13 protein-coding genes are annotated in these 11,986 nt (G+C 69.5%); 10 read left to right on the plus strand and 3 right to left on the minus strand.

Going from position 1 to position 11,986, the window contains the following annotated elements; all coding sequences use genetic code 11:
* Nucleotides 1-10: 10 nt before the first annotated feature.
* A complete protein-coding gene (locus tag FB475_RS31285) occupies nt 11-580 on the plus strand; it encodes a GNAT family N-acetyltransferase (RefSeq protein WP_141861055.1) in 570 nt (189 codons plus the stop codon).
* Here FB475_RS31285 and FB475_RS37010 read toward each other — a convergent pair.
* Nucleotides 558-728, minus strand: a complete 171-nt coding sequence (locus FB475_RS37010; RefSeq protein ID WP_185759511.1) for a hypothetical protein — start codon at nt 726-728, stop codon at nt 558-560. The genes FB475_RS31285 and FB475_RS37010 overlap by 23 nt on opposite strands.
* Before the next feature lie 63 nt (nt 729-791).
* A complete protein-coding gene (locus tag FB475_RS31290; RefSeq protein WP_141861057.1) occupies nt 792-2,507 on the minus strand; it encodes a cation:proton antiporter in 1,716 nt (571 codons plus the stop codon).
* Between the two features lie 114 nt (nt 2,508-2,621).
* Between FB475_RS31290 and FB475_RS31295 the strand changes: the two genes are divergently transcribed.
* The 4 genes from FB475_RS31295 to FB475_RS31310 all read left to right on the plus strand — a co-directional run bounded on the left by FB475_RS31295 (nt 2,622) and on the right by FB475_RS31310 (nt 4,965).
* Entirely contained in the window at nt 2,622-3,245 is a 624-nt protein-coding gene (locus tag FB475_RS31295) for a VOC family protein (RefSeq protein ID WP_141861059.1), read from the plus strand.
* 69 nt (nt 3,246-3,314) lie between these two features.
* Nucleotides 3,315-3,746, plus strand: coding sequence for a VOC family protein (locus FB475_RS31300; RefSeq protein ID WP_141861061.1), 432 nt, complete (start codon nt 3,315-3,317; stop codon nt 3,744-3,746).
* A 30-nt stretch (nt 3,747-3,776) separates the two neighbouring features.
* Nucleotides 3,777-4,511: a helix-turn-helix transcriptional regulator gene (locus FB475_RS31305; RefSeq protein WP_141861063.1), complete on the plus strand. Its 735-nt coding sequence runs from the start codon at nt 3,777-3,779 to the stop codon at nt 4,509-4,511.
* Nucleotides 4,512-4,575: 64 nt separating this feature from the next.
* Nucleotides 4,576-4,965 (plus strand): VOC family protein, encoded by a 390-nt coding sequence (locus tag FB475_RS31310; RefSeq protein ID WP_141861064.1) that lies wholly within the window; start codon nt 4,576-4,578, stop codon nt 4,963-4,965.
* 95 nt (nt 4,966-5,060) lie between these two features.
* Here FB475_RS31310 and FB475_RS31315 read toward each other — a convergent pair whose 3' ends face one another.
* A complete protein-coding gene (locus tag FB475_RS31315; RefSeq protein ID WP_141861066.1) occupies nt 5,061-5,810 on the minus strand; it encodes an SDR family NAD(P)-dependent oxidoreductase in 750 nt (249 codons plus the stop codon).
* Nucleotides 5,811-5,899: 89 nt separating this feature from the next.
* Here FB475_RS31315 and FB475_RS31320 point away from each other — a divergent pair, with 89 nt between their 5' ends.
* From FB475_RS31320 to FB475_RS31340, 5 genes are all read left to right on the plus strand, one after another.
* Complete coding sequence (locus FB475_RS31320; protein WP_141861068.1) at nt 5,900-6,514, plus strand: TetR/AcrR family transcriptional regulator; 615 nt, start codon at nt 5,900-5,902, stop codon at nt 6,512-6,514.
* Nucleotides 6,515-6,524: 10 nt separating this feature from the next.
* A complete protein-coding gene (pta, locus tag FB475_RS31325; protein ID WP_141861070.1) occupies nt 6,525-8,648 on the plus strand; it encodes a phosphate acetyltransferase in 2,124 nt (707 codons plus the stop codon).
* Nucleotides 8,645-9,823, plus strand: a complete 1,179-nt coding sequence (locus FB475_RS31330) for an acetate/propionate family kinase (RefSeq protein ID WP_141861072.1) — start codon at nt 8,645-8,647, stop codon at nt 9,821-9,823. The genes pta and FB475_RS31330 overlap by 4 nt, the downstream gene beginning before the upstream one ends.
* 46 nt (nt 9,824-9,869) lie before the next feature.
* The gene (locus tag FB475_RS31335) at nt 9,870-10,328 is read left to right on the plus strand and encodes a GyrI-like domain-containing protein (protein ID WP_141861074.1); all 459 of its coding nucleotides are present in this window, start codon (nt 9,870-9,872) and stop codon (nt 10,326-10,328) included.
* An 81-nt stretch (nt 10,329-10,409) separates the two neighbouring features.
* Nucleotides 10,410-11,975, plus strand: coding sequence for a N,N-dimethylformamidase beta subunit family domain-containing protein (locus FB475_RS31340; protein WP_141861076.1), 1,566 nt, complete (start codon nt 10,410-10,412; stop codon nt 11,973-11,975).
* Nucleotides 11,976-11,986: the final 11 nt, after the last annotated feature.

The raw sequence follows: 11,986 nt of genomic DNA on the forward strand, positions 1-11,986 counted from the left end.
CGGTTCCGGCATGATCGAGGTGCGGGCGGCGGAGGTGTTCGAGGATGTTCGGCTCGTGATCGGGCCGAAATCGCCGACCTCGACGGTGTGTTTTTGTTTGAGTTATCGCGTTCCGTCGAAGGTGAACAATTCGTTGCGGGGGGCTGCTCGGGCGGAGTATGTGGCTGGGTTGTGTGCGGCGAAGCCGGCGCCTGGGGTGTTGGCGTACGACGGGGAGACGCCGGTGGGATGGGCGGCGGTGGCGCCGCGGGCCTCGACGACGTTTGCCCGGAACCGGAAGATTCCGCACCTCGACGAGCTGCCGGTGTGGTCGCTGTGGTGCATCCGGGTGCGGCCGGGGCATCGTGGGCAGGGGATCTCGCACGCGTTGATCGCGGGCGCCGTCGAGTTCGCGCGGGCGAACGGGGCGCCCGTGGTCGAGGCCTATCCGTTGGACAACGGTGACAGCAAGGTCGATCTGACGATGGCGTACGCCGGGATCCGGAAGAACTTCGAGAGCGCGGGTTTCCGTAAGGCGGCCGACACCACGTCGACGCTGGCCGGGCACCCGCGCATTCTCATGCGCCTGGACCTTCGCTGAGCCAGCGCGCCGCCGCGTTGTAGGTGTCGTCCGGCGTCCGGTTGAACGCGATCGCGGCGCCCGGCGCGTACCGGCGGATCAGGTTGATGATCATCTCGAACAACCCGGACTGCTCCTCGGACCGCCGGATCCCGCCACCGACGACCACAACCTCCGACGACCAGCACCCGCGGCTCGCTCACCATTTCAGGACAGTAGGCCCTCGAGCAGGTCAGGCGGTCATGAACCGTTGTTCGAGGGTGTCGAGGAAGGACTGGACCTGGCGGTAGGTGTCCGAGCTGTAGGCGCCCACGCTGCGTTCGGTGTTGAGGGCTTCGCGCATGGCCTCGAGGTAGCGGCGTTGGATGGTGGCCATCTGGTCTCGGGTGTCCGGCTTGGCGGGGCGGAGTTGCTGGCTGCCGGAGATCAGGCGCGGGACGATGCGGTCCTTCAACGAGTGCACCACCTCGGGGTCCAGGGGTTCGCCGTCGATCGTCTGGTCCTCGAGCGGCCCTAGCGCGTCGATCGCGGCGGAGCCGATCTGACGCATCAACTCCTGGACGGAGTCGCGTCTGTCCTCGGCGGTTTCCGCGGCGAAGTTCATCTTCGCGATCACCGCGGGCAACGAGATCCCGAACGCCACCAGCGTGAACAGCGCGACGACGAAGGCCGCGAGTACGACGGTTGCGCGGTGCGGCGTACCGGCTGGGATGGTCTGAGCCGCGGCGACCGTGACGACGCCGCGCATGCCGGCCCACGCGAGGACGAGCAGACCGCGGCCCGTGATCGGCTCCCGTTCCTCGAAGTCCGCGTCGGCACGGCTGCGGGCCAGCCGTTTGCGCGCCCACGCGACCCGGTTCTCCTCGCGTTGGCTCGACGGCTCCATCGCCTCCAGGCGCTCTTCGAACTCGTCCAGCTGGGCCTGTACCTGCTCGAGCCGATCAGCCGGACCGAAGTGACTCTGCAGCGCCGGCCACGCCAACCCGAGGAACCGCAGCCCGATCAGCAGCCCGACCACGAGCAGTACCAGTCCCGCCAGCTCGCCGAACGAGGTCTCCGTACGAGCGTCGTTCACGAGCTCGGGCAGCTCGTACCCCATCGCCAGGAAGACGCCGCTCTCGAGGATGAAGCTGATCGTCGTCCACGTGGTCGACTGCGTCTGCCGATCACGCGCGCTGAACCGCCGATTCCCGAGCGCCCCGGTCAGCAACCCGGCGATCACGACCGCGAGTACGCCGCACGCGTGCGCCTCCTCCGCCGGGAAGTACGCGAGGAACGGCACCGCGAACGAGATCGTCGTGTTCAGCACCGGGTCGTCGAGCCGCTGCCGCAGCAGTACGGTCAGGTACCCGACCACGCCACCGATGAGGATCGCGCCGACGACCGCCCAGACGAAGTCGAGCACGGTGTGCCCGAGGCTGAAGTGGGTGGTCACGGCCAGCGCAGCCAACGCGGTACGCAGTACGACGAGCGCCGACGCGTCGTTGACGAGACTTTCACCTTCGAGCACCGTCATCAGCCGCGGCGGTAACCCGACCCGATGCCCGATCGCCGTCGCCGCGACCGCGTCCGTCGGACTGACCACGGCGCCGAGTGCGACCGCCAGCGCGAACGAGATGCTCGGGAACACCGCGTGTACCAGCGCCCCGATCACCAGCGCGGACACGATCACCATCACCACGGACAGCCACGAGATCAGCCCGAAGTTCCGCCGTACGTCGATCACCGGCAACTTCACCGCGGACGTGTAGAGCAGCGGCGGCAGCACGCCCGCGAGGATGATGTCGGGCTCGATGTGGATGGCCGGCGTACTCGGCAGGTAACTGGCCCCGATCCCGAGCGCGACCAGCAGCAGCGGTGCGGCCACGCCGGTACGCCGGGCGAACACCGACGCCGCGATCATGATCGCAAGCCCGGCACCGGCTATCAGCACGAACTCGTGGTCCACGCGACCGCAGTCTACGGCTGGCCAGGGTGGGAACCAGGGATTCCCACTGGTGTCACGGGCGTGCATCAGCGGCAGATTGGGAGCAGCGAAACACACAGCTCCCTGGAGGAAGTCATGAGCACCGACCTGAAGTTCGAAGCCGTTGTCATCCCGGTGGCCGACGCCGACCGGTCGAAGGAGTTCTACACCGGCCTCGGCTGGCGCCTGGACGCGGACTTCGCGTTCGACAACGGTTTCCGGGTCGTCCAGTTCACCCCGCCGGGCTCCCCCGCTTCGGTCCAGTTCGGTACCAGCATCACCACCGCGGAGCCGGGTACGGCGCAGGGCCTCTACCTGGTCGTCGACGACGTCGAGGCCGCCCGTTCCGAGCTGCTCGAAGCCGGTGCGAAGGTCACCGACGTGTTCCACCCGAGCGCGCCGGGCGCCCAGTTCGAGGCCGGCGACACGAGCAGCCGGATCGCAGGGCCCGCGGACGACCGCTCCAGCTACGGCTCGTTCGCGACGTTCAGCGACCCCGACGGCAACACCTGGCTGCTGCAGGAGGTCACCAAGCGCCTCCCGGGCCGCGTCGACGACGCGACGTACGCCTCGGTCGACGACCTGGAAGCCGCCCTCCGCCGCGCCGCCACCGCCCACGGCGAACACGAGGCCCGCACCGGCCAGGCCGACGAGAACTGGCCGGCCTGGTACGCCGCCTACATGCTCGCCGAACGCACGGGTTCCGAACTACCGCAATAAGCGATGTAGAGAACGCCGTCGCGGCTCCGTCCTCCGGGCAACGAACCACTACCGGAGGAGAATCACACAATGGCGATCAAGCGGCTGGATCACATCGGCGTCGTGGTCGAGGACCTCGCGGCGGCGAAGGCGTTCTTCCTCGAGCTCGGGATGGAGCTCGTCGGTGAGACCACGGTCTCCGGGCCGTGGGTCGAGGGCGTGTCCGGGCTGCCCGGGGTGGTTGCGGACATCTCGTTCCTGCGCACCCCGGACGGACACGGGCAGCTCGAGCTCACGACGTACCGCAAGCCGCTCGCGACCACCGCCGAGCCGTCGGCGCCGCCGAACACGCTGGGGATCCGGAACCTGATGTTCGCCGTCGACGACGTCCGCGACACCGCCGAGCGGCTGAAGGCGCACGGCGGCGAACTGGTCGGGACGATCGAGGAGTACACGCCCTCGAAGTACTTCTGCTACCTGCGCGGCCCGCAGGGCATCATCATCGCGCTCGCCGAGGACTAATTGTCGGTGCCGGTGGCTAGCGTGCGAGGCATGAACCGGATCGATCGGTTGTATGCGCTCGCGGAGGAGTTGCGGGCGGCCGGACCCCGTGGGCGTACGGCGCGGCAGTTGGCGGCGCGTTTCGAGGTGAGCGTGCGGACCATCGAGCGGGACCTGAGCGCGCTCGGACAGGCCGGCGTACCGCTGGCGACCAAGCAGGGGCGCACCGGTGGTTACTCCGTGGACCGCGCGATGAGCCTCCCGCCGTTGAACTTCACGCCGCGGGAGGCGATGGCGGTCGCGGTGGCCCTCAGCCGCAGCGACCATGTGCTGTTCGCACGGGACTCGCGGACCGCGCTGCAGAAGATCGTCGCCGCGATGCCGCAACGGGACCTCGACGAGGCGCGGACCGCGGCCGCCAAGGTCCGGCTGCTCGTCCGGCCGGTGCCCGACCCGGACGGCGAGGTCGCCGAGCGGATCTGGCGTGCGGTCCGCGACAACCAGGTGCTGCGGATCCAGTACACCGATGTCGGCGGGATCGAGACGCTCCGCGAGATCGAGCCGCAGCACGTCGTCGTCGGCCCCAACGGCTCGTACCTGACCGCCTGGTGTCACCTCCGCGAGGAGGACCGGGTGTTCCGGATGGACCGGATCAGCAAGGCCGAGCCGACCGCGACGCTGCCGCAGCGCCCGCAGGCCACCGGCGACCTGAAGGTCGACGGGTACGAGACCAAGCTGCCGGCCGCGGCGCTGCGTCCCGAGGATCTTTTTCCAACTCCGACATAGGGCTGTCGCGAACCGCTGACAGCGTGGTTCGCACAAGCCCCGTTCGAGTTGAAGGAGAAGTTCCATGAGTACTCCCGCACCCGGCACGCTCGCCTGGTTCGAGGTCGCGACCGACAACCCCGACGCCGCCGAGAAGTTCTACGGCAGCCTGTTCGACTGGTCGTTCGAGTCGTCCGGAAGCCTGACGTCCGGCGGCCTCGACTACCGCAACATCACCGCGTCCGGCGCACCGCAGCCGATGGGCGGCCTGTTCGCCACTCACGGCGAGCTGCCGAACCACGCCGTCTTCTACATCCTGGTCGCCGACGTCGAGGCGACCTGCGCGGACGCCGAGCAGCTCGGCGGGACAGTGGTGAACAAGCGCATCGGCAACGGCGGCGGTACGCCGGACTTCGCCTACCTGCGCGACCCGTCCGGCAACCAGTTCGCCGTCTTCACGCCGCGCCCGGAGTGAAGTCACCCGTCCCCGCCGGTTTTCCGGCGGGGACGCCGCCCGGAGTGAGCTTGCCCGTCCCCGCCGGTTTCCGGCGGGGACGCGCCCGTGATCGTTCAGACCGCCAGCCGGCCGCCGTCGACCGGGAGGGTGGCGCCGTGCACCATCGACGCCGCGTCGGAGGCCAGGAAGACGATGCCGGCGGCAACTTCTTCCGGGGTGCTGACGCGCTGGAGTGGCGTCGTACCGGCGAGATTGTCCAGGTTGTCCCCCATCACCGCCGTACCCTCGGTCCGGGTCGGGCCGGGGCTGACCGCGTTCACCCGGACCCCGGACGGCCCGAACTCGGCGGCCCAGGCGCGGGTCAGCAGCTCCACGGCCGCCTTGCTCGAGCCGTACGCCGCCATGCCCGCCATCCCGAAGTACGCGACCATCGTCGTCACGTTCACGATCGCCCCCGCTCCCCGCGCCGCCATCAGCGGAGCGAGCTCGGCGACCAGGTAGAACGGTGCCCGCACGTTCACGGCGTACACGGCGTCGAAGTCGGTGTCGGCGAAGTCCGCCGTCGGCCCGAACGGGAAGATCCCGGCGTTGTTGACCAGTACGTCGACATGGCCGCCGCCCAGGTCGATTGCCTGCTTGGCCAGCGCGCGCACGCTCGTCAGGTCGGCCAGCTCGGCGGCCACGAAGTCCGCCGTACCGCCCGCTGATCGGATGCCCTCGACCACCTGCTTGCCGCGGTCGGCGTCCCGGCCGCTGATCACCACGTGCGCGCCGCGGGCCGCGAGCTGCTCGGCGACCGCGCGACCAATGCCGCTGTTGCCGCCGGTCACGAGTGCGGTCCGGCCGGCGAAGTCCTGCGTCATATCGGTTTCCATCCTCTGGTCGGAGTCAGTACTCCGATAGTTCGCCGACGAAATTGGAGTATCAACTCCAAAATCAGTACGGTGGCGGTATGACGAAGGCGCTGACGAAAAAGGGGCAGGCGACCCGGGACCGGATCGTGGCGGCCGCGGCACAGCTGATGCTCGAGCAGGGCGTCACGCGGACCACGATCGAGGACATCCAGGCCGCCGCCGGGGTCAGCCCGTCGCAGCTGTACCACTACTTCCCCGGCAAGGACGCGCTGGTGTCGGCCGTCATCGACCACCAGACGACGCGGACGCTCGACATCCATCAGGGGCCGCTGGATCGGCTCGACTCGATCGACGCGCTCGGCAACTGGCGCGATCTGATGATCGGGACGCTGACCGAGATGCGGTGCATCGGCGGGTGTCCGCTCGGATCGCTGGCGAGTGACCTGTCCGAGAGCGATCCGGTCGCGCGTGTTCAGCTCGCGGGGGCGTTCGCGCAGTGGCAGGAGCTGATCCGTGCCGGGCTGGCGGACATGCAGGCGCGCGGCGAGTTGGCTGCTGACGCCGATCCGGGCGAGCTCGCGGTCGCGATGCTGGCCGCCGTACAAGGTGGGCTGTTGCTGAGTCAGGTGAACCGTGATCCGGCCCCGCTGCGGATCGCCGTGGACACGATGATCGCGCACCTGCACGCTCTGACCCGGCCCGCGGTTCCGTAGGGTTCGGGGTATGGGTAGCAGTGTCTACGTTGCTTCTGTCGAGGGGACTACCGGGAAGTCGACGGTGGCTCTGGGGGTGCTCCAACAGCTGTCGCGGCGGGTCGGGCGGGTCGCGGTCTTCCGGCCGATCGTCCGGGCCGATACCGCCACGCACGGCGGGCGGGACTACGTCCTCGATCTGCTGATCTCGCAGGACGCCGTCGAGCAGTCGTACGCCGACGGGGTGGGCGTAACGTACGACGCCGTCCACGAGGACCCGGATGCGGCGCTGGACACGATCGTGCAGCGCTACCACGCGGTGGCGGAGAAGGCCGACGCGGTGGTGATCGTCGGGAGCGACTACACCGATGTCGGTACGCCGACCGAGTTCTCGTTCAACGCGAAGATCGCGGCGAATCTCGGCGCGCCGGTGCTGCTGGTGCTGAACGGGTTCAACAGGACTCCGCACGACGTCCGGGCGATCGCCGACATGGCGGCCGCCGAACTGGCCGCCAACCACGGTTCGTTGTTCGCGGTGATCGTGAACCGCGTCGGCTCCGACCCGACCGAGACCGGCGCGGTAGGCGGTGGCGGGGATCGGGCCGCGGGGGCGGCGCTGGTTGCGGCGCTCGAGGGGATCGGGGCGCCGGCGTTCGCGATTCCTGAGGAGCCGGTGCTGAATCAGCCGCTGGTCGCGGACCTCCTCGCGCCGATCGGCGGGCGTCTGCTGAGCGGTGATCCGCAGTTGCTGAACCGCGAGGTCACCGGCCTGATGATCGCCGGCATGACGATGCCGAACGTCCTCGACCGGCTCTTCGACGGCGCCGCGGTCGTCACCGCCGGCGACCGCCCCGAGGTCGTGCTGGGCGTCGTGATGGCCCACGCCTCCCGCACCTTCCCGCAGATCGCCGCGATCATCCTCAACGGCGGTTTCGAGCTCCCGAACCAGGTCCAGCGCCTGATCGAGGGCCTCGGTGTCACCCTCCCGCTGATCGAGACCGGCCTCGGCACCCAGGCCACCTCCACCAAACTCACAGCGGTCCGCGGCCGCCTCACCAAGGACGCTCCGCGCAAGATCGACACCGCGCTCGCGCTCTTCGACCAGTACGTCGACGGCCCGGCGCTCCTCGACCAGCTCGCGCTGGCGCGGAGCAGCGCGGTCACCCCGCTCATGTTCGAGCACCGGCTCGTCGACCGCGCCGTCTCGGACCGCCGCCACATCGTTCTGCCCGAAGGCGAGGAGGAGCGCATCCTCCGCGCCGCCGACGTCCTCCTGCGGCGCGGCGTCGCCGACCTGACCCTGCTCGGCGACCCGACCACGATCAGCCAGAAGGCCGCGACGCTCGGCGTCGACGTGAGCGCGGCAACCGTCGTAGATCCCGAGCACAGCGAGCTGGCCGAGCGGTTCGCCGCCGAGTACCACCGGCTGCGGCAGCACCGCGGCGTCGACCTCGACCGCGCCCGCGAGCTGGTCCGGGACGTCTCGTACTTCGGCACGATGATGGTCCAGCTCGGGCTCGCGGACGGGATGGTCTCCGGCTCCGTGCACACCACCGCGCACACGATCCGCCCGGCGCTCGAGGTGGTGAAGACCGTACCGGACGTGTCCGTGGTCTCGTCGGTGTTCTTCATGTGCCTGGAGAACCAGGTCCTGGTGTACGGCGACTGCGCGGTGAACCCCGACCCGAACGCGGAACAGCTCGCGGACATCGCGATCTCGTCCGCCGCGACCGCCGCCGCGTTCGGGGTCGAGCCACGGGTCGCGATGCTGTCGTACTCGACCGGCTCGTCCGGTACCGGTACCGACGTCGAAAAGGTGTCCAAGGCAACGACCATCGTCCGGGAACGCGCGCCGGAACTGCCGGTCGAAGGGCCGATCCAGTACGACGCCGCGATCGACGCGGCCGTGGCGCGGACGAAGCTGCCGGACTCCCCCGTGGCCGGAAAGGCGACGGTCTTCGTATTTCCGGACCTGAACACCGGCAACAACACCTACAAAGCCGTACAGCGCTCGGCGAACGCGGTCGCGGTCGGGCCGGTGCTGCAGGGCCTGCGGAAACCGGTGAACGACCTGTCCCGCGGAGCGACGGTCCGCGACATCATCAATACGGTCGCGATCACCGCGATCCAGGCACAGCAGGGTGAAACGCGATGACCGAACACGTGCTGGTGATCAACGCCGGGTCTTCATCGCTGAAGTACAGCCTGGTCGACGCGGCGACAGGCGAGGCGGCGGCGACCGGGCTGGTCGAGCGGATCGGCGAGGACCGGAGTCACCACGTGCACAACGGGCACGAGGACGATCAGCGCGTTCCCGATCACGAGGCGGCGCTCGAGGCCGCGGTCCAAGTCTTCGACAAGTACGGTCCTTCGCTGTCCGAGATCGAGATCGTGGCAGTCGGGCATCGCGTCGTCCATGGTGGTGACCGGTTCGCGGCGCCGGCGCTCGTGGACGACGACCTGATCGCCGCAGTGAAGGACCTGATCCCGCTCGCGCCGTTGCACAATCCGGCGAACCTCGAGGGGATCGAGGTGGCGCGCCGGCTGTTCCCGGACCTCCCGCACGTCGCGGTCTTCGACACCGCGTTCCACCAGACGCTGCCGCCGTACGCCTACACCTACGCCGTACCGTCGTCCTGGCTCGACGACTACGGCATCCGGCGCTACGGGTTCCACGGAACGTCGCACGCGTTCGTGTCGGAGCAGGCGGCGCGCGTACTCGGCCGCGATCCCGGCGACGTCAACATGATCGTGCTGCACCTCGGGAACGGTTGCTCCGCGGCCGCGGTGCGCGGCGGGCAGTCGGTCGACACGTCGATGGGGTTCACGCCGTTGGAGGGTCTCGTGATGGGGACCCGCTCGGGTGATGTCGATCCGGCGATCCACGGCCATCTCGCCCGGGTCGCGGGCCGGACCGCCGAGGAGACGGACCGCTCGCTGAACTCGGAGTCCGGGCTCAAGGGCCTGACCGGCGCGAACGACTTCCGTGAGGTACTGCGGTTGCGCGCGAACGGCGACGAGCGCGCGAAGCTGGCGTTCGACCTCTACTGCTACCGGCTGAAGAAGTACATCGGCGCGTACTACGCCGTCCTCGGGACCGTCGACGCGGTCGTGTTCACCGCGGGTGTCGGGCAGCACTCGGCCGAGGCGCGCGCCGCCGCGGTCGCCGGACTCGAGGGACTCGGCATCCACCTGGACCCGATCCGCAACGCCGACCCGTCCGGCCCGGTCGTCTCCACCGACGAGAGCCCGGTGAAGGTGTTGGTCATTCCCACGAACGAGGAATGGGAGATCGCCCGCCAGTCGGTGGCGGTGCTGGCCGCCCGCTGAAACAACGGCCCGGTTGGGCGTACATTGAATGCTGGTGACCCCAACCATGCCCCAGGTCAGATTCCACAGCGAAGAACCGACCGCCGTCCGCCGAACAGTGCTCGACCCTGAGCAGCTGGCGGACTGGGTCCCTTCGGCCTGTGCGACGGTCGCCGAGCACCTGCGGCTGCACGGCATCGCCCCCGCCGGGTACCCGTTCGCCCGCTACCACGCGCTACCGGACGGCGAGATCGAGGCCGAGGCCGGGTTCCCCGTCGCGGCGCCCGTCACCGACAGCGACCAGATCGAGCCGTCCAAACTCCCTGCCGGGCCGGTCCTCGCTGTCTGGCACACCGACCCGGACCAGCAGCTCGCCGAGACCTACCACACCGTCGACGACTGGCTGGACACCACGCACGCTGCGCCGACCGGCGACCGCTGGGAGGTCTACCACGATCTCCCGACCTGCGACCGCGTCGGCACCCGCATCGAGATCATCCAGCCGATCACCTTCGCCACGACCTGACCGCGACGCCCGTCGGGTGTCCCTCTCCGGGTACTCTCAGCCGCCGCTGCTAGCATGGGTCCGACCTGGGGAGGATGGTGCATGGGGGCTCTGAGGGCACTGGCAGCCGGTGTGCTGGTGCTGGCCTTGGCGAGTGGTTGCCACGACGCATCGAATTCGGCGAACAAGACCGCCGGCGACGGCAGCTCCACCTCGGCACCGCCCGGCGGAACGGCGAGCCGCCCGGGCGATGACGCCTGGCGGATTCCGGACCGGCTGGTCGCCCGTCCGAACGAGCTGGCCGGGTACGCGGACCACGTCAGCGTCCGCAGCGGCGAGCCGTTCCGGCTGTTCGTCACCTCGCCCGAACACGCCTTCACCGTCCGCGCCTTCCGGATCGGCTGGTACGGCGGCGCCGGCGCGAAGCTGATCTGGACCTCGCCGGAGATCCCCGGCCCGACCCAACCGCAGCCGATCCTGACCAAGGACCGGATGGTCACCGCGATCAACTGGTCGCCGACGACGACCGTCCAGACCAGGGACTGGCCGGCCGGCAGCTACCTGTTGTTGCTCCGGGCATCGAACGGCAAGGAGACCTACGTCCCGATCGTGATCCGCTCGGGCAGCGCCCGTGGCGCGGTGCTGATCGTCAGCGGCGTCAACACCGACCAGGCCTACAACGGATGGGGCGGATACGACCTGTACGTCGGCGCGCACAAGCACTCGCACGACCAGCGGTCGCTGATGGTCACGTTCGACCGCCCGTACGGCTACAACCCGGCTCGCGGCGTCCTGCACGACAATCTTCCGCTGGTCCAGCTGGCCGAACGCAGCGGCGTACCGCTCGCCTACGCGACCAGCGTCGACCTGCAGGCCGACCCCGGCCTGCTCAACGGCGCCCGTGCGATCGTCTTCGGCGGGCATGACGAGTACTGGTCGCTGCCCATGCGCCAAGCCGTCACCAGGGCGCGGGACGCCGGCACGAACCTCGCCTTCCTCGGCGCCAACTCGATCTACCGGCGAATCCGCTACGCCGCCGACCCGCACGGCCCGAACCGGATCATCGTCGACTACAAGGACGCCGGGCTGGACCCGATCCACAACGCGCCCGACACGACGGTGAACTGGCGGCAGAACCCGTACCCGAACCCGGAGAACAGCCTGGTCGGCATGCTCTACGAGTGCCACCCGGCCAAGGGTGCGTTCACCGTCCGCGACCCGAACTTCTTCCTCTTCGCGGGCACCGGCGCGAAGGCGGGGTCGGCGTACCCGGGGCTGGTAGGCAACGAGGCGGACCGGGCCTACCCGATCGCGGGCACACCGGCCGACCTGCAGGTGGTGGCGCACTCCCCCACAACCTGCGACAAGCGGCACACGTTCTCGGACGCGACGTACTACACGGCGAAGTCCGGCGCCGGGGTGTTCGCCACCGGGACGATCGAGTGGGTCCGCGCGCTGCAAGGGCCAGATCCGGAGTACGGCGTCGGCCCGGCGTCGGTGGCCTTCGCCCAGAAGGTCACCCTCAATCTGTTCACCGCGCTGGCCGCCGGGCCGATGGGCCGCACCCATCCCGCGATCGGCAACCTGGCCGCCGTGCACGACCTCGCCACCACCGCGACGGGCACCGGAGGCCCGATCGGACAGTCCCCCGGTCCCAGTAGCGACTGAGCGCACTCGGG

The sequence above is a fragment of the Kribbella jejuensis genome, from assembly GCF_006715085.1.
Classification (GTDB): Bacteria; Actinomycetota; Actinomycetes; order Propionibacteriales; family Kribbellaceae; genus Kribbella; species Kribbella jejuensis.